This is a genomic window from Serratia sp. Ser99, from assembly GCF_024519545.1.
Taxonomy (GTDB): domain Bacteria; phylum Pseudomonadota; class Gammaproteobacteria; order Enterobacterales; family Enterobacteriaceae; genus Serratia; species Serratia liquefaciens.
Genome location: NZ_JALJRT010000007.1, coordinates 94119 through 111215 on the forward strand (window position 1 = coordinate 94119; position 17097 = coordinate 111215).

General features: G+C 58.2%; 16 protein-coding genes. 10 read left to right on the top strand and 6 right to left on the bottom strand.

Features of this window, described 5'->3' with window-relative positions; genetic code table 11:
* The first annotated feature begins 33 nt into the window (after positions 1–33).
* The gene (locus tag NR114_RS15250; RefSeq protein WP_129941235.1) at positions 34–1188 is read left to right on the top strand and encodes a mannitol-1-phosphate 5-dehydrogenase; all 1155 of its coding nucleotides are present in this window, start codon (positions 34–36) and stop codon (positions 1186–1188) included.
* A gap of 173 nt (positions 1189–1361) precedes the next feature.
* Positions 1362–1913 carry an MltR family transcriptional regulator gene (locus NR114_RS15255; protein WP_020824669.1) on the top strand — a complete coding sequence of 184 codons (552 nt, stop codon included), beginning with the start codon at positions 1362–1364 and terminating at the stop codon, positions 1911–1913.
* On the opposite strand, the gene NR114_RS15260 is transcribed toward NR114_RS15255, so the two are convergent.
* Complete coding sequence (locus NR114_RS15260) at positions 1910–2518, bottom strand: LysE family translocator (protein ID WP_129982601.1); 609 nt, start codon at positions 2516–2518, stop codon at positions 1910–1912. The two genes, NR114_RS15255 and NR114_RS15260, sit on opposite strands and share 4 nt — an antisense overlap.
* Before the next feature lie 140 nt (positions 2519–2658).
* Here NR114_RS15260 and NR114_RS15265 point away from each other — a divergent pair, with 140 nt between their 5' ends.
* Both NR114_RS15265 and NR114_RS15270 read left to right on the top strand, forming a co-directional pair.
* Complete coding sequence (locus tag NR114_RS15265) at positions 2659–4125, top strand: PLP-dependent aminotransferase family protein (RefSeq protein ID WP_020824671.1); 1467 nt, start codon at positions 2659–2661, stop codon at positions 4123–4125.
* Between the two features lie 71 nt (positions 4126–4196).
* A complete protein-coding gene (locus NR114_RS15270) occupies positions 4197–4559 on the top strand; it encodes a YibL family ribosome-associated protein (RefSeq protein WP_020824672.1) in 363 nt (120 codons plus the stop codon).
* A 32-nt stretch (positions 4560–4591) separates the two neighbouring features.
* On the opposite strand, the gene NR114_RS15275 is transcribed toward NR114_RS15270, so the two are convergent.
* From NR114_RS15275 to fdhD, 5 genes are all read right to left on the bottom strand, one after another.
* Complete coding sequence (locus tag NR114_RS15275; RefSeq protein WP_020824673.1) at positions 4592–5371, bottom strand: methyltransferase domain-containing protein; 780 nt, start codon at positions 5369–5371, stop codon at positions 4592–4594.
* Positions 5372–5484: 113 nt separating this feature from the next.
* Positions 5485–6156: a 6-hydroxyaminopurine reductase gene (gene yiiM, locus NR114_RS15280; RefSeq protein ID WP_020824674.1), complete on the bottom strand. Its 672-nt coding sequence runs from the start codon at positions 6154–6156 to the stop codon at positions 5485–5487.
* A 91-nt stretch (positions 6157–6247) separates the two neighbouring features.
* The gene (locus NR114_RS15285; RefSeq protein WP_122080513.1) at positions 6248–8176 is read right to left on the bottom strand and encodes a methyl-accepting chemotaxis protein; all 1929 of its coding nucleotides are present in this window, start codon (positions 8174–8176) and stop codon (positions 6248–6250) included.
* 124 nt (positions 8177–8300) lie between these two features.
* Positions 8301–8921, bottom strand: a complete 621-nt coding sequence (sodA, locus tag NR114_RS15290) for a superoxide dismutase [Mn] (RefSeq protein WP_256814269.1) — start codon at positions 8919–8921, stop codon at positions 8301–8303.
* A gap of 110 nt (positions 8922–9031) precedes the next feature.
* The gene (fdhD, locus tag NR114_RS15295) at positions 9032–9877 is read right to left on the bottom strand and encodes a formate dehydrogenase accessory sulfurtransferase FdhD (RefSeq protein ID WP_176984488.1); all 846 of its coding nucleotides are present in this window, start codon (positions 9875–9877) and stop codon (positions 9032–9034) included.
* Positions 9878–10022: 145 nt separating this feature from the next.
* Here fdhD and fdnG point away from each other — a divergent pair, with 145 nt between their 5' ends.
* The 6 genes from fdnG to NR114_RS15325 all read left to right on the top strand — a co-directional run bounded on the left by fdnG (position 10023) and on the right by NR114_RS15325 (position 17058).
* The gene (gene fdnG, locus NR114_RS15300; protein ID WP_129941232.1) at positions 10023–13070 is read left to right on the top strand and encodes a formate dehydrogenase-N subunit alpha; all 3048 of its coding nucleotides are present in this window, start codon (positions 10023–10025) and stop codon (positions 13068–13070) included.
* Between the two features lie 12 nt (positions 13071–13082).
* Positions 13083–13982 carry a formate dehydrogenase subunit beta gene (gene fdxH, locus NR114_RS15305; protein WP_020824680.1) on the top strand — a complete coding sequence of 300 codons (900 nt, stop codon included), beginning with the start codon at positions 13083–13085 and terminating at the stop codon, positions 13980–13982.
* Positions 13979–14614: a formate dehydrogenase cytochrome b556 subunit gene (gene fdoI / locus NR114_RS15310; protein ID WP_013810963.1), complete on the top strand. Its 636-nt coding sequence runs from the start codon at positions 13979–13981 to the stop codon at positions 14612–14614. Before fdxH ends, fdoI begins: the two co-directional genes overlap by 4 nt.
* On the top strand, positions 14614–15543 hold the full coding sequence (gene fdhE, locus NR114_RS15315) for a formate dehydrogenase accessory protein FdhE (protein WP_020824681.1): 930 nt from the start codon (positions 14614–14616) through the stop codon (positions 15541–15543). The genes fdoI and fdhE overlap by 1 nt, the downstream gene beginning before the upstream one ends.
* A 228-nt stretch (positions 15544–15771) precedes the next feature.
* Positions 15772–16419 (top strand): DcrB-related protein, encoded by a 648-nt coding sequence (locus NR114_RS15320; RefSeq protein ID WP_020824682.1) that lies wholly within the window; start codon positions 15772–15774, stop codon positions 16417–16419.
* Between the two features lie 33 nt (positions 16420–16452).
* On the top strand, positions 16453–17058 hold the full coding sequence (locus NR114_RS15325; protein ID WP_234529115.1) for a glutathione S-transferase: 606 nt from the start codon (positions 16453–16455) through the stop codon (positions 17056–17058).
* Positions 17059–17097 lie beyond the last annotated feature (39 nt).

Consider the following 17097-nt stretch of genomic DNA (forward strand, 5'->3'; position numbering starts at 1 on the left):
TGCTGCACCCTTCGACATTAGAAAGGTAGGAATATGAAAGCATTACATTTCGGTGCGGGAAATATTGGGCGTGGTTTTATCGGCAAGCTGCTGGCGGACGCGCAGGCCGAACTGACTTTTGCCGATGTTAACCAAACGGTGTTGGATCTGTTGAACAGCCGTAAAAGCTACCAGGTTCACGTGGTCGGCGAACAGGAGCGGGTCGAGCCGGTCAACAACGTCAGTGCAGTGAACAGCGGCAGTGAAGAGGCGGTAGCGCTGATCGCCGAAGCGGATATCGTGACGACCGCCGTGGGCCCGCAGATCCTGGGTAAAATTGCCGGTACTATTGCCAAAGGGCTGATCAAGCGTCATCAAGAGGGCAACAACCAACCGCTGAACATCATTGCCTGCGAAAACATGGTGCGCGGCACCAGCCAGTTAAAACAACATGTGTTCGATGCGTTGCCGCAGGACGAGCAGGCGTGGGTCGAGCAGCATGTCGGCTTTGTTGACTCGGCGGTTGACCGCATTGTGCCGCCGGCGGAAGCGGGCAGCAGCGATCCGCTGGAAGTGACGGTGGAAACCTTCAGCGAGTGGATTGTCGACCAGACCCAGTTCAAGGGCCAGCCACCGGCGATCGCTGGCATGGAGCTGACCGATAACCTGATGGCGTTTGTCGAACGCAAACTGTTCACGCTCAATACCGGTCATGCCATCACCGCTTATCTTGGCCAGCAGGCCGGTCTGCAGACCATTCGCGATGCCATTCTGGACCCGGCGATCCGCCGCGTGGTGAAAGGGGCGATGGAAGAAAGCGGAGCGGTGTTGATCAAACGTTATGGCTTTGACGCCGCCAAGCATGCCGCTTATATCGACAAAATCCTCAGTCGCTTTGAGAACCCGTATCTGCACGACGACGTTGAGCGTGTGGGGCGCCAACCGCTGCGCAAGCTGAGCGCGGGCGATCGTCTGATCAAACCCCTGTTGGGCACTTTGGAATACGGCCTGCCGCACGCGAACCTGATTCAGGGCATCGCCGCCGCCATGAGCTACCGCAGCGAGCAGGATCCGCAGGCTAAAGAGCTGGTGGAACTGCTGGCTGAACTGGGGCCAAAAGCGGCGCTGGCGCAAATTTCCGGCCTGCCGGCGGAAAGCGAGGTTGTAGAACAGGCCATTGCTGTGTATAACGCCATGCAGCGCCAATAGGCTATTTTACTTGCCATTTTACGGTTGGGCAGTGCTCGAATTCCTCACGTACTACGTGTACGCTCCGGATTCTGCGCGCTGTCCGCCCGCAAACTGGCTGCGACAATAACGCCTATGGTATTAAATTAGTGGCCGATACAGCATACCCCTCCCACGCCATTCGAAAAGCGACGATGGAAGAAGCACAGGCATTTGAAAATAAGGTTCTGGAAAGGCTGAACGCAGGCAAGACGGTGCGCAGTTTCCTGATAGCGGCGGTAGAGCTGCTGGCGGAAGCGCTCAACGTACTGGTGGTGCAGGTGTTTCGCAAGGACGATTATGCGGTGAAGTATGCCGTCGAACCGCTATTGTCCGGTGCCGGTCCGCTGGGGGAGTTGTCGGTGCGCCTGAAGCTGATGTACGGGCTGGGAGTGATCTCCCGCCACGAATACGAAGATGCCGAGTTGCTGATGGCGATGCGCGAAGAGTTGAATCACGACGGGACAGAATACCGCTTTGTCGATGATGAAATCCTCGGGCCGTTCGGCGAGTTGCACTGCGTGACCGCGTTGCCGCCGGTGCCGACTTTCCTGCAGCCCGGCGAAGCGGAAGAGTCGCTGATCGCCATGCAGCGCCAGCGCTATCAACAGGTGTTGCGTTCCACTATGGTGCTTTCCGTCACCGATCTGATAGCCGGTATCGGCGCCAAACAACCGTCCCGGCTCTCTCCTCTCGGCCGCAGTTAGGCAAAGGCCGCGCGCCACTCGTCGAACAGCAGCCACAGTGCCGTGGCTGCCATCAATCCCGCCATCACGCCGTTAAACAACCGCAGTTTCCAGGTCACTCGCAGCGCATCACGCAGGCGATCGCCCAATATCGCCCAGACCAAGACGCAGGGAATGTTCAGCGCGGTAAAGGCAGCGATAATCATCAACGTATGACTGAGGCTGGCGCCTTCCCGCGGGGTGAACAGAATGGCGACGTTAATGGCCATCAGCCAGGCTTTGGGATTGACCGCCTGGAACAACGCCCCGTTGATTAAGCGCATTGGCTGCGCCTGCTGTTTGCCGTCCGGCGATGCCGCTTTGAACAGCTTCCAGGATAGCCACAGCAGATAGGTACAACCGATCACCGCCAGCGGAAAACGGATCATACCGGCCCAGCTCAAAATCAACGCCAGCAGGGTGGTGGTCAGGGCCAGCTGCACGGCGCAGCCGACGCTGATGCCAAAAACCATCGGCAGAGTGCGGCGCAGGCCAAAATTGACGCCGGATGACGCCAGCAGCAGGTTGTTGGGGCCTGGGGTGATCGACATGACGGTGACATAACTGATAAAAGCGGAGTCCAGCATAATGGGTTCCTCACAGGGCTGGGGGAGCAAGGGAACCAGCATAAAACCTGCCGATGGATGGTGACAGAACCAAAAACCAGTTATTGTTATGGATACAGTTATACCAATATTAAACTGTACCCATTGCCTGGAGACAAACTGTGACCCTGCTCGATGAAATGCCGGAAACGCGCTACCAACAGCTGGCGGATACGCTGGCGGAAGCCATTCGCCGCGGTACGCTGCTGCCCGGCAGCCGTTTACCCTCGGTGCGTCGCTGCGCGCAAACCCACAGCGTCAGCATCAATACCGTGGTCGCGGCTTACCGCACGCTGGAAGATCGCGGATTGATAGAGGCGCGGCCACAGTCGGGGTTTTATGTGTGCAACACTCTGCCGGCGTTGAAAGCCGCTTTGCCGACCAGCAGCCGAATAGAGCCACCGGCGGACGATGTGCTGGCCTTGATCGACACCGTGTTTGCCGCCCAGCAGAACCCGGCATTCACCAACCTTTCGCTGGCCTGCCCACAGACCTCGGATTTTTACCCCGGTGGGAAATTGGGGCGGATGCTTTCATCGCAGCTGCGTCGCCAGCCGAACCTGATCGGTCAGTACGCGCTGCCGCCCGGTAGCCTGCGGCTGCGTCAGCAGATCACGCGTCGTTCGATGACGCTGGGTATGCTGCTGGAACCGGGCGATATCACGCTGACGCACGGCTGCATGGAAGCATTGCAACTGGCGCTGCGGGTAACCACCAAACCGGGCGACTGTATCGGGCTGGAGTCGCCGACCTATTTTTACCTGCTGCCGCTGCTGGCCAGTCTGGGGCTGAAAGCGCTGGAAATCCCCACCGATCCGCAACACGGGCTGTCATTGGACGCGCTGGAACTGTTGCTGAACGAGAAACGACTGAACGCGGTGATCGCCATGCCGACGGTGCAAAATCCGTTGGGTTGCACCATGCCGCTGGCGGCGAAAAAACGCCTGGCGCGGCTGATGAACGATCATCAGGTGCCGCTAATTGAGGACGGGTTGTACGCGGAGATCCAGTTCGGTGGCGCACTCTCCCCGGCGGTGAAATCATTCGACCGCGACGGTTGGGTGCTGTTTTGTTCCAGCTTTACCAAGACGTTGGCGCCGGATTTTCGCATCGGTTGGATCAGCGGCGGACGTTTCAACGATGCGTTGCGCAAGCTGAAGGCGGTGTCGTCAATGTCCGAGTCACAGTTGCTGTCGGAAACTCTGGCGATGTTCCTGGAAACCGGTGGCTACGATCACCATCTGCGTAACCTGCGCAAGCGCTATGCCGCCCAGGTGGATGAGGCGCGAGGGTTGATTGCACGTCACTTTCCACGCGGCACGCGAGCCACGCAACCGGCGGGGGGATTTGTGTTCTGGGTGGAGTTTCCGGACGGGGTCGACAGCGTAGCGCTGTTCCACCAGCTGTTGGAGGAGCAGATCTGCCTGACGCCTGGCACGCTGTATTCTCCCAGCGGCCGCTATCGTAATGCGTTGCGGCTCTCCTGTTGTTATCCGTTTAATGCGCGCTACAGCCAGGCGCTGGCACGCGTGGGGGCTAAAGCCTGCGAGATGAGTGGCTTGCCGCCGGGCATTGCGCAAGACGGGTAACGACGCGCGCATTTTGCTACAATGTGGGCATCATTGATTAGCGTGCCGACAGGCACAACAGGCCAGAAACCATGAAAGAGATAGAAAAGGCAGAGATTAAGCGCCTTAGCGACCTGCTGGACGCACTGAACCACAAAGACACCCTGGTGATCCAACAGGGCAATCCCGATCTGATTGCCCAGCACACCAAAGAAAAAGAGAAGCTGGCGGCAGAAATCGAGCGCCTGAAAGGCGTACGTGTTGAAAAGCTGAGCGCAGAAGCGCAAAAGCTGAGCCAACTGCCGTTCAGCCGTGAAATCACCAAGAAAGAACAGGCGGATATGGGCTCGTTGAAGAAAAACGTGCGCGGCCTGATCGTGGTGCACCCAATGACCGCTCTGGGCCGTGAAATGGGCCTGAAAGTGGTCACCGGCTACGCCAGAAAAGCTTTCTGATCGCCAGGGGCGCCGTTGATGGCGCCCCGTTTTCATAGCTTGGTGGTGAAATACGCCTTGGTCTGATAGGGCACGGTCAGGTTTTCTTTGCCCTGCAATTCCTCTTCTTCTGCCACCAGTTGGCGGATCTCATCGATCACTTCTTCCTGCTGCTGGGGCGGCAAGGCAGCGATAAAGCTGGTGGAACGCACCCGGTTATAAATCACATCTTCTGCCGCACCCTGGTGGGCGAGCATAAATACCTGCTCCTGCAGCGCATCCAGCCCTTTGAACGGGAAAAGTTTACGCCATTCTCCGGTGTAAAAACGCGGGGCGTCGCCTTCGTGACGGTCGACAATCTGGTTCAGCTTACGCACCCAACTTACGCGCGCATCGCGCATGTTCCACACCAGGCCAAGCTTGCCGCCGGGTTTGAGAATACGCTTTATCTCGGCCAACGCCTGCGGCGTGGCGAACCAGTGGAAGGACTGTGCGCAGACCACGGCGTCCACTGATTCATCCGGCAGCGGGATCGACTCCGCGGTGCCCGCCAATGTTTTCACCTGCGGCAGCGCAATCGACAGCTTTTCCAACATCTGCGCCACCGGTTCAACGGCGATCACCTGAGCGCCGGTTTCCAGCAGGCGGGGCGTGAATTTGCCGGTGCCGGCCCCGAGATCGATCACCGTCATACCGGCATGCAGGCCGAGGGTGTCGCGCAGCCAAGCGGCAACTTCCGGTGGGTAATCCGGTCGCCCTTTAACGTAGCGATCGGAATTGGCCTGATAGCCAGCGGCTGCGGCATGGTGGATCGAATGAGATGGGGAGGTCATAACTTTGCTCCTGCCTGAAAGAGGTTGCCGGTTGGGTTGCATCACAGTATAGGTCGGTAAAAAGGCTTAACGCAGTATTCTGCGCCACGTTTTACCTTCGCGGCCGCTGTTTCTCAGCGGCCCAGCAAGCGGCGATTAAAGTCTTCAATACGGTGTTCACTGATACGCGTCAGCATGGTTTTACTCCAGCTGGCGGACAGCCCGGCCACCGCCAGCAGGCGGCGATATTGCTCTTCATCAAACGGCATATGCCAGGCGATGCCAATCGCCTCGGCGACCGAGATATCGCTGCTGCGTGTTACCAGTTCCAACGGGCGCTCGCCGCTGACTTTACCGGCGGAGATCACGCGGTACAGCCAGCCGCAGCGGCCGCTTTGTTGCATCAGCACCGAGATGTCGTCGATATCAAAATGGTAGTTGAGCTTGAAGCAGGGAGAGCGCGGTTGGGTGACCTGGATCAGCGCGTCGCCCCAACGGAAGATGTCGCCCATAAACACGTTGTGTTCGGTCAGCCCCAGGGTGGAAATATTTTCGCCAAAGGCCGGCGCGCTGAACTGTTCCGCCTGCGTCGGGAACTGTTCGCGCCAGTGTTGGTAATGTTCTCGGGGATAGTGACACAGCGCGCGGTCCGGCCCGCCGTGATAGCTTTTCTCCGCCTGCTCATCGCCTTCCAGGCCGAGGGGCGTCAGCTTGATGATTCCGTCCACCAGGCGCTTGGCGATGCCGCTTGGCCGCCCGCCCTCGTAGGGTTGAACGGTACCGATATAGACCTCAGGGTGATGCATATGCGCCTCCATGTCTCGCTTCGAAGGTTCAGCATAGCCTGAGTTAGCCGGGGGGAACAATAACCGCCCGAAAGGTTCGGGCGGGTAAACGTTAAAAGGTGGTCCAGTTATCTTCCGCTTCGGCGCTGGCTGCGGGCTTTTTCATCGCTGGTGCCTTGACCACCGTCCCTTTCACGGCGGCCGGTGCAGAAAGTTCCGCCAAACGGAATACCGAGACGCTTTGCAGTAGCATTTCCGCCTGTTCTTCCAGCGAGTCGGCTGCTGCGGCAGACTCCTCCACCAACGCGGCGTTCTGCTGAGTGGTGTGATCCATTTCCACAATCGCCTGGCCAATTTGGGCAATACCGCGGGTCTGCTCGTCGGAGGCGGCGGCGATCTCCGCCATGATGTCGCGCACATGGGTGACCGACAGGACGATCTGCTCCATGGTGTTGCCGGTGTTTTCCACCAAAGTGGTGCCGGTCTGTACCCGGCTGACCGACTCGGTAATCAACCCTTCGATCTCCTTTGCCGCCTGGGCGCTGCGCTGCGCCAGGTTGCGTACTTCGCTGGCCACCACCGAGAAGCCTCGGCCCTGTTCACCGGCACGCGCTGCTTCCACTGCCGCGTTGAGCGCCAAGATATTAGTCTGGAAGGCAATACCGTTGATCAGGGTGGTAATTTCGGCGATTCGCTGCGAACTGCTGGAAATGTCGCGCATGGTGCTGACGACGCTTTCCACCAGTTTGCCCCCTTGCTGGGCGGTTTGTGAGGCGTCCGTGGCCAGCTGATTGGCGTGATGGGCGTTTTCGGCGTTCTGTTTCACCGTGGCGGTGAGCTGTTCCATGCTGGCGGCGGTTTCTTCCACCGCGGCGGCCTGTTGCTCGGTACGGGAGGACAAATCGGTATTGCCTGCGGCAATCTCCGCAGCGGCGGTGGACACCTGGCTGACGCCCATCTGGATTTTCTCAATCATGTCGCGCAGGTTCTGGCTCATCGCCGCCACGGCATTCAGCAATTGCCCCAGTTCATCGCGACGGGTGCTGGTCTGCGCCTGCCGCAGATCGCCACTGGCAATGCGTTCCGCCAGCGCCAGCGTACTTTGCAGCGGTCGGGTGATTTGCAGCGTGATGCGCCAGGCGATCAGCAGCCCGGCAATGATGGCAACCAGCGTGGTGATGCCCATTTGCAGCTGCGCGGCGTTGATATCGTTATGGGTTTGCGTCAGTTCATCCTGCATAAAGGCGTTGACCAGCGTACCGACTTCCTGCGCGCTGTTGCCCAACTGCTGGCTGATGTTTTGCTCCTGCTGATAAGCCGGCAGGTAGGCCTGGATACGGTTCTTGTAATCATCAAGCGCGGTCAGCAGCGGTTGGAGCAGAGGACGCTGAGCGTCGTTGAGCCGCCGGCTGAGCGCGTTGGCCGCGCTACGGGCATCATCTATCGCCGCGACCAGCGGGGCTTCGGACTCGCTGCTCAGGCTCAACAGCAGGCCGCGCGCGCCGTAGCGCACCAGGGTCAGTTTTTGGTTCAACTGAATGAAGGCCAGCTGCAGGTCGCCATTGGTAAGCTGACGCTCTACCTGATTCAGGCTGTCTTGCACTTCCGACATGTTCCAGCTTTGGCGCACGGCATCCTTTGCCGCTACCGCCTTCTCGAAAGCGTTTTGCTGCTGCTGGTAGTGACCGATCAGCTCCATCAAACGCTGCAGGTCTTTGCGGCTTTGGGGATCCCAGTCCAGGTCCTGACCCTGGTTAATCATCTTCACCGCGTTCTCGATGCTGGTGCGGTTATTTTTCAGGTATTCAGGCTTATAGGTTTGGCCGAACAGCGCGCGGTTGTATTTGGCTTGATTGATCTCGTCATTCAGCTTGTTACTGAAGTCGATGCGATCGGCGCGGGACTCGATGGTATGCAGATACTGTGCGCCGGTTCCGGCGATAATGGCCGTCAGTAACAGCATCAGGCCAAAACCGAGACCGAGCTTTTTACCCACGGTGAGATGAACGAACTTTCCTGCCAGTGTTTGCAATGCCGCCATAATGATTTTCCTTTCCGGGCGAACGTCAATTGAACAAATCATCGGCAAAGGGCGGTTAAACTTTAGCGGATTTTAGGCAAAAAAATGCCCGCATTACGCGGGCATCTTCAGTACCGGGAGCGAATTACTTCTTCGCAGCGAAGCGTGCTGCCGCTTCATCCCAGTTAACCACGTTCCAGAATGCCTTGATGTAATCTGGACGTTTGTTTTGATATTTCAGGTAGTAAGCGTGTTCCCACACGTCCAGGCCCACGATTGGGAAACCTGAAGCGCCGGCAACGGCTTCGCCCATCAGTGGGCTGTCTTGGTTAGCGGTAGATACCACGGCCAGTTTGTCGCCTTTCAGCACCAGCCAGGCCCAACCAGAACCGAAGCGGGTCGCTGCGGCTTTCTCGAACTCTTCCTGGAATTTCTCTACGCTGCCGAAATCACGCTCGATAGCGGCTTTCAGATCCCCACCCAGCGTGGTGCCGGTTTTCAGGCCTTTCCAGAACAGGCTGTGGTTAGCGTGACCGCCGGCGTTGTTACGCATGAAGGTGCGCTTGTCAGCAGGCATTTTATCCAGATCCTGGATCAGTTCTTCAACGCTGTATTGCGCCAGCTCTGGGTAGGCTTCCAGTACGGTGTTGGCGTTGTTAACGTAGGTCTGGTGATGTTTGGTGTGATGGATTTCCATCGTCTGCTTGTCGAAATGCGGTTCCAGTGCGTCGTAGGCGTACGGCAGGGATGGCAGTGAATAACTCATAATCATCATCTCCAGTGGTGTATGGGCGGCGCAATGTTGTGAGCACCGCGTAAGCAGTCGGATCATTATAGTTATTTAAATGATATTGAAAATGATTATCAATGCCCTACTTACAGTGTGGGTTTAATCTGTTCAACCAGGCGCTGCGGGTGGGTAAACACCGTGGCGCGGCCGGGTTTGCTGAAGCCGACCAGCGTCAGATTACTGCGCTCGGCGATTTCAACGGCCAGCGAGGTTGCCGCAGACACCACGAACAAAATCTCCACGCCACACATCGCGGCCTTCTGCACCATTTCATAACTGGCACGGCTGGAAGTTAATACTGCTCCCTGAGACCAGCCCTGTTTGGCGCGTACGCCAAGCAGCTTGTCCAGGGCGACATGACGGCCCACGTCTTCGCATCCGCCAAGTACTTCACCCTGTGGAGATAACCAGGCGGCGGCATGGGTACAACCGGTCAGTTGCCCAACTTCCTGTACTTCTCGCAGCTGTTTCAATGCGGAGTCGAGATTATCCAGGGAAAAAGTCTGGGTGAACGGCAGTGCAGGCAGCGGACGGAAAATGTCTGCCAGCTGTTCAATACCGCATACGCCGCAGCCGGTGCGGCCTGCCATGGCGCGACGGCGCTCCTTCAAACCGGCAAACCGACGGCTGGAGAGCTCTATTTGCACCTCCAGTCCGTTACAGGTTTGGTTAATCTCTATACTGTAGATATCGCGTGGCGATTCGATGATGCCTTCCGACAGGGAAAAGCCCAGGGCGAACGCCTCAAGATCTTTGGGCGTGCACATCATCACCACGTGAGAGATGCCGTTATAGACCAGCGCGACCGGAACCTCTTCCGCCAGCCAATCCGGCTGTGCGGTGGCGAGTTGCCCGCGTTGATAAACCTGAGCCTGGGTCACCCCTGTGAGCGAGGTCTCATTTATGTGTTGGTCTGAGTTTATATTGTTCACTTAACTGGCACCTGTTTGTAACAACCACATACACGCTGTGGTAATATTGCCACCGCAAAAACAACAGTAATTTTAGCGCTTCCCGCTTCGAGGGGGAAAGCGCCATTTGAAACAATGTGACAATCGAGAGTGAAAGGAGACCCCCATGCAGGTCAGCAGAAGGCAGTTCTTTAAGATCTGCGCTGGCGGTATGGCAGGAACGACGGTAGCTGCGCTGGGCTTTGCCCCGGAAGTGGCGTTGGCGGAAACCCGGCAGTACAAACTGCTGCGCGCGCGCGAAACCCGTAATACCTGTACGTATTGTTCCGTCGGCTGTGGGCTGTTGATGTACAGCCTTGGTGATGGCGCCAAAAACGCCAAAGAAAGCATTTTCCACATTGAAGGGGATCCGGATCACCCGGTCAACCGCGGTGCGCTTTGCCCGAAAGGCGCCGGCCTGGTCGACTTCATCCACAGCGAAAGCCGCCTCAAGTTCCCGGAATACCGGGCGCCAGGTTCGGACAAATGGCAACGCATCAGCTGGGACGACGCCTTCACCCGCATCGCCAAGCTGATGAAAGAAGATCGTGACGCCAATTTCATTAAAACCAACGAACAGGGCGTTACCGTCAACCGTTGGCTGAGCACCGGCATGCTGTGCGCCTCTGCCGCCAGCAACGAAACCGGTTATTTGTCGCAAAAATTTAGTCGCGCTCTCGGCATGCTTGCCGTAGACAACCAGGCGCGTGTCTGACACGGACCAACGGTAGCAAGTCTTGCTCCAACATTTGGTCGCGGTGCGATGACCAACCACTGGGTTGATATCAAGAACGCGAATCTGATTATCGTCATGGGCGGTAATGCGGCGGAAGCGCATCCGGTGGGGTTCCGCTGGGCGATGGAAGCCAAAATTCACAATAAAGCCAAGCTGATCGTTATCGATCCGCGCTTTACCCGTACTGCATCGGTAGCGGATTTCTATACGCCAATCCGTTCCGGGACCGACATTGCTTTCCTGTCGGGCGTGTTGCTGTACCTGATGACCAACAACAAAATTAACCGCGAATACGTTGAGGCCTACACCAACGCCAGCCTGCTGGTGCGGGAAGACTTTGCCTTCGACGACGGCCTGTTCAGCGGCTATGACGCGGAAAACCGCAAATACGACAAAACCACCTGGAACTACCAGTTCGACGAGAACGGCTTCGCCAAGCGCGACGTCACGCTGCAAGATCCACGCTGCGTATGGAACCTGCTCAAGGAACACGTCAGCCGTTATACGCCAGAGGTGGTGACCAACATCTGCGGCACGCCGAAGGAAGACTTCCTCCAGGTGTGTGAATACATCGCCGAAACCTGCGTGGCGGATAAAACCGCATCGTTCCTGTACGCCCTGGGCTGGACTCAGCACTCGGTTGGCGCACAGAACATTCGTACCATGGCGATGATCCAGCTGCTGCTCGGCAACATGGGCATGGCGGGCGGCGGCGTTAACGCGCTGCGCGGCCACTCCAATATTCAGGGCCTGACCGATCTGGGTCTGCTGTCGCAGAGCCTGCCGGGCTACATGACGTTGCCGTCGGATAAGCAACCGGATCTCGAGACTTACCTGAAAGCCAACACGCCGAAGGCGCTGCTGCCGGGCCAGGTGAACTACTGGGGCAACTACCCGAAATTCTTCGTCAGCCTGATGAAGAGCTTCTACGGTGACAAGGCGCAGAAGGACAACAGCTGGGGCTTTGACTGGTTGCCGAAGTGGGACAAAGGCTACGACGTGCTGCAGTACTTCGAAATGATGTCGCAAGGCAAGGTCAACGGCTACTTCTGCCAGGGCTTCAACCCGGTGGCGTCGTTCCCGAACAAGAACAAGGTCGTGGCTTCCCTGTCCAAACTGAAGTTCCTGGTGACCATAGATCCGCTTAACACCGAGACCTCGAACTTCTGGCAGAATCACGGCGAGTTCAACGACGTCGATTCGTCGAAGATTCAGACCGAAGTGTTCCGCCTGCCGTCCACCTGCTTTGCCGAAGAAAACGGCTCGATCGTCAACTCCGGCCGCTGGCTGCAGTGGCACTGGAAGGGCGCCGATGCCCCTGGCGAAGCGCTGAACGACGGCGAAATCCTGGCGGGCATCTTCACCCGTCTGCGTGAGATGTACGCGCGTGACGGCGGTGCGGTGCCGGAACAGGTGTTGAACATGACCTGGGACTACCTGACGCCGGATAATCCTGCGGCCGAAGAAGTGGCGATGGAGAGCAACGGTAAGGCACTGGCGGACATTCTCGACGCCGACGGCAAAGTGTTGGCGAAAAAGGGTGAGCAGCTCAGCACCTTTGCTCACCTGCGCGACGACGGCACCACCGCCAGCGGTTGCTGGATCTTCGCCGGTAGCTGGACGCCGGCCGGCAACCAGATGGCGCGGCGGGATAACGCCGATCCGTCCGGCCTTGGCAATACGTTGGGTTGGGCCTGGGCATGGCCGCTTAACCGCCGCATCCTGTACAACCGTGCTTCGGCGGATCCGCAGGGCAAGCCTTGGGATCCAAAACGTCAGTTGCTGGAGTGGGACGGTGCCAAGTGGGGCGGGGTGGATATCCCGGACTACAGCGCCGCCGCACCTGGCAGTGACGTCGGGCCGTTCATCATGCAGCCGGAAGGCATGGGGCGCCTGTTCGCCACCGATAAAATGGCCGAAGGGCCGTTCCCGGAACACTACGAGCCGTTCGAAACGCCGCTCGGCACCAACCCGTTGCACCCGAACGTGGTGTCCAACCCGGCGGCGCGCGTGTTCAAGGACGACCTGGCAGCGATGGGCAAATCCGACAAGTTCCCTTACGTCGGCACCACCTATCGTTTGACCGAGCACTTCCACTACTGGACCAAGCACGCGTTGCTCAATGCGATCGCGCAGCCGGAGCAGTTCGTGGAAATCGGCGAAAAACTGGCGGAGAAAAAGGGCATCCAGCATGGCGATACCGTCAAGGTCAGCTCCAACCGTGGCTACATCAAGGCCAAGGCGGTGGTGACCAAGCGTATCCGTACCCTGCAGGTGCACGGCCAAGAGGTCGACACTATCGGCATCCCGATCCACTGGGGTTACGAAGGGGTGGCCAAGAAAGGCTTTATCGCCAACACGCTGACGCCGTTTGTCGGCGACGCCAACACGCAAACGCCAGAGTTCAAGGCGTTCCTGGTTAACGTGGAAAAGGTGTAACGGAGACGAATTATGGCAATGCAATCTCAGGACATCATTCGTAAATCCGCCACCAATGGTTTCACGCCGGCGCCGCGCGCCCGTGACCACCAGGAAGAAGTGGCCAAGCTGATCGATGTCACCACCTGTATCGGCTGCAAAGCCTGTCAGGTGGCCTGTTCCGAATGGAACGACATTCGCGACGAAGTCGGGCACAACGTCGGGGTGTACGATAACCCCGCCGATCTGACCGCCAAGTCGTGGACGGTGATGCGCTTCTCCGAAGTGGAGGAAAACGGCAAGCTGGAGTGGCTGATCCGCAAGGACGGCTGCATGCACTGCGCCGACCCGGGCTGCCTGAAGGCCTGCCCATCGGAAGGTGCGATCATCCAGTACGCCAACGGTATCGTCGACTTCCAGTCTGAGCACTGTATCGGCTGCGGTTACTGCATCGCCGGGTGCCCGTTCGACGTGCCGCGCATGAACAAGGACGACAACCGGGTGTACAAATGTACCCTGTGCGTCGACCGCGTTGATGTTGGCCAGGAACCGGCCTGCGTGAAAACCTGCCCGACCGGCGCCATTCACTTCGGTACCAAGGAAGCGATGAAGCAGGTCGCCGCCGATCGCGTCAGCGAGCTGAACACCCGTGGCTATCAGAACGCCGGTTTGTACGATCCGGCGGGCGTGGGCGGCACGCACGTTATGTACGTGTTGCACCATGCGGACAAACCGCAGCTGTATCACGGTCTGCCGGATAACCCGAGCATCAGCCCGGCGGTCACGTTCTGGAAAGGCGTGTGGAAACCCCTGGCGGCCATCGGCTTTGCCGCCACCTTTGCAGCGAGCGTGTTCCACTACGTCGGCGTCGGACCAAACCGCGTCGAAGAGGAAGATAACGACGAGCTGCATGATGAGGAGACGCGCAAATGAAAAAGGAAAAGCGTATTCAGCGCTACAGCGCGCCGGAGCGGATTAACCACTGGATTGTGGCGTTCTGCTTTGTGTTCGCCGCCATCAGCGGGCTGGGGTTCTTTTTCCCCTCCTTCAACTGGTTGATGAACATTTTCGGTACGCCGCAACTGGCGCGCATTCTGCACCCCTTTGTCGGCGTGATTATGTTTGCGGCTTTCTTGCTGATGTTCCTGCGTTATTGGAAGCATAATCTGATCAATCGCGAGGACATCGTCTGGGCCAAAAACATCCATAAAATCGCCATGAACGAGGAAGTGGGTGACACCGGGCGTTATAATTTCGGTCAGAAGTGCGTATTCTGGGCGGCAATCATTAGCCTGGTGTTGCTGTTGGCCAGCGGTGTGGTGATCTGGCGGCCTTACTTTGCGCCGTCGTTCCCGATACCGCTGATCCGCATTGCGCTGCTGGTGCATTCGCTGGCTGCGGTCGGTCTGATTATCGTGATTATGGTGCACATTTACGCCGCGCTGTGGGTAAAAGGTACCATTACCGCGATGGTGGAAGGCTGGGTGCCGGCGGCCTGGGCTAAAAAACATCACCCGCGCTGGTACCGAGAGGTCCGCGAGAAACAACAGGAAGACAAACCCTGATGAGCATCCGCATCGTTCCTAAAGAGCAGTTAGGGGCACAGCGCGAGAAGTCCACAACGGCGGAGACCATCCCGCCGTTACTTTTCGCTAATCTGAAAAGCCTGTACAGCCGCCGCGCTGAACGCCTGCGTAAGCTGGCGACCGACAACCCGCTGGGCGACTACCTGAATTTTGCTGCCCAACTGGCCGAAGCGCAGCACCATGCGTTGCACGACAACCCGCTGACGCTTGATCTTACCGAAGTCCTGCAACAGGGTGCCGACAGTGGCAAGCCGCCGCTGGATCTGAGCGTTTTCCCGCGTAGCCAACACTGGCACCGGTTGCTGACATCGCTGATTGCCGAGCTACGCCCGCAGGCGCCGGAGCACATTCTGGCGGTGCTGGATAACCTGGAAAAAGCCTCGGCGCACGAGCTGGAATTGTTGGCTGATGCGTTGCTTAACCAGGATTTCGCCAAGATCGGCAGCGAAAAAGCGCCGTTCATCTGGGCCGCGCTGTCGCTCTATTGGGCGCAGATGGCCAGCCTTATCCCCGGCAAGGCGCGCGCCGAATATGGCGAACACCGTCAATTCTGCCCGGTGTGCGGCAGCATCCCGGTTTCCAGCGTGGTGCATATCGGCACCGTCAGCGGCCTGCGCTATTTGCACTGCAACCTGTGCGAAAGCGAGTGGCACGTGGTGCGGATCAAATGCAGCAACTGTGAGCAGACCCGCGATCTCAACTATTGGTCGCTGGACACCGAGCTGGCATCGGTTAAAGCGGAGAGCTGCGGTGACTGCGGTACCTACCTGAAGATTTTGTATCAGGAGAAAGACCCGCAGGTCGAGGCCGTCGCTGATGATTTGGCCACGCTGGTGCTCGACGCCAAAATGGAAGACGAAGGCTTTGCCCGCAGCAGCATCAATCCATTCCTGTTCCCGGGGGAATGATGATCGGCTACCGGGCTGCGACATTTTAACCTTGGGCAGTGCTCGGCCTCCTCACGTACTGCGTGTACGCTCCGGGGCCTGCGCGCTGTCCGCACTCAAACTGACCTTGCCCGCTACGCCTTTAAGGCCGTAAATACCATTAATTTCGGACGGGGATTCTGGCATTCGCCCGGGCGAGTTGCTACGTTTACGCAATGACGCGCGAAGCGAAAGGAAAAGGGACAGACGATGTTGAAGACCATTGCGAAATTCACTGCGGTTGCTGTTTTAGCGGCAGGGCTGGCAGCCTGTGACAACAAGGACGATACCAAGCCGGAGATACCGAAGCCGGATCCCAAACCGACCGTCACGCAGCCTGCACCGCCACCGCCGGCGGTCGAAACTCCGCCAGCGACGCCCCCGGGGCTGAAAGTCTCGATGCAAAAGGGCAAGATCACCTTTGAATTGCCGCCGGGCTTTAGCGATCAGACTGAGAACAGCGGCATCGTCAACGACAGCCAGTCCACCATTCAGCGCTTCCTCGACGGGAAATCACGCCAGAGCACCGTCTCTTCCGAAGTGATCCCGCCTGACGGCATGAAGCTCAACGGCAGCGATAAAATGCTCAAGGACCTGACGCAGAGCATGCTCACCGAACTGGCCGATCGCTATCAAAATATTCGGACCACCAAAGAAGAGAATTTCACCGTCGGCAAGCAGAAGTTCCATCGGCTGGATACCGAGCAGAGCGTCAGCGGGCAGAAGGTAGTGTCTACCATCATGTTGACGGTGTTCAACAAGCGGGTGGTGACGTTGCAGATGCTGTCGCCGGCCAAAACGCCGGAAGCGCACCAGGCGCTGGTCCAGAAGATTATCGACACGCTGGCGGTGCAATAACAACGTTGTGGTTTGCAAGCGAGGGGAAGACTGATGAAGCTTATTGGCAGTTACACCAGCCCTTTTGTCCGCAAGATTTCCGTGATGCTGCTGGAAAAGGGGATGGCGTTCGAATTCGTTAACGATCCGCCGTATGAACCGGGCAGCCGGGTGGTTGAGCTGAACCCCTTGGCCAAAGTGCCGGTGCTGGTGGCCGATGATGGCGCCGTATTTTACGACTCGCGGGTGATTGCCGAATACCTCGAAATGTTGTCCGTGGCCCCGGCGTTTTTGCCTGTCGAACGCGCCGCCGCGTTGCGCATATGCCAGGTGGAAGCCTTGGCCGATGGCGTGACGGAAGCTGCCGCCACGCTGTTTCGCGAGAGCAAACGGGCGTCGGAAAAACAGGATGAAAACTGGATCTTGCGCCAGCGAGGCAAGCTGACGCACGGACTGGATGCGCTGGAAAAACTGGCGCAGGAAAAAACGTTGCTCAATGCCGAAGCGCTGACGCTGGCGGATATTGCTACCGGTTGTGCGCTGGGCTACCTGAATTTCCGCCGCATCATGCCCAACTGGTGCGTCGAGCGACCGGCGCTGATCAAGCTGGCCGAGCGGCTGTTTGCCCGTGAAAGCTTTGCCCGCACCTTGCCCCCCTGATTTCCCTCACCCCGCTGCGGCGGGGTTTTACTTGATGCG

Bases quoted from the DNA above. Each gene is read 5' to 3' on its own strand.
- NR114_RS15325 (WP_234529115.1), top strand. From the start codon at position 16,453: ATGAAGCTTATTGGCAGTTACACCAGCCCTTTTGTCCGCAAGATTTCC.
- sodA (WP_256814269.1), bottom strand. From the start codon at position 8,921: ATGAGTTATTCACTGCCATCCCTGCCGTACGCCTACGACGCACTGGAA.
- fdhE (WP_020824681.1), top strand. From the start codon at position 14,614: ATGAGCATCCGCATCGTTCCTAAAGAGCAGTTAGGGGCACAGCGCGAG.
- fdxH (WP_020824680.1), top strand. From the start codon at position 13,083: ATGGCAATGCAATCTCAGGACATCATTCGTAAATCCGCCACCAATGGT.
- NR114_RS15255 (WP_020824669.1), top strand. From the start codon at position 1,362: ATGGAAGAAGCACAGGCATTTGAAAATAAGGTTCTGGAAAGGCTGAAC.
- NR114_RS15275 (WP_020824673.1), bottom strand. From the start codon at position 5,371: ATGACCTCCCCATCTCATTCGATCCACCATGCCGCAGCCGCTGGCTAT.
- NR114_RS15320 (WP_020824682.1), top strand. From the start codon at position 15,772: ATGTTGAAGACCATTGCGAAATTCACTGCGGTTGCTGTTTTAGCGGCA.
- NR114_RS15285 (WP_122080513.1), bottom strand. From the start codon at position 8,176: ATGGCGGCATTGCAAACACTGGCAGGAAAGTTCGTTCATCTCACCGTG.
- NR114_RS15250 (WP_129941235.1), top strand. From the start codon at position 34: ATGAAAGCATTACATTTCGGTGCGGGAAATATTGGGCGTGGTTTTATC.
- NR114_RS15270 (WP_020824672.1), top strand. From the start codon at position 4,197: ATGAAAGAGATAGAAAAGGCAGAGATTAAGCGCCTTAGCGACCTGCTG.
- fdoI (WP_013810963.1), top strand. From the start codon at position 13,979: ATGAAAAAGGAAAAGCGTATTCAGCGCTACAGCGCGCCGGAGCGGATT.
- NR114_RS15260 (WP_129982601.1), bottom strand. From the start codon at position 2,518: ATGCTGGACTCCGCTTTTATCAGTTATGTCACCGTCATGTCGATCACC.
- yiiM (WP_020824674.1), bottom strand. From the start codon at position 6,156: ATGCATCACCCTGAGGTCTATATCGGTACCGTTCAACCCTACGAGGGC.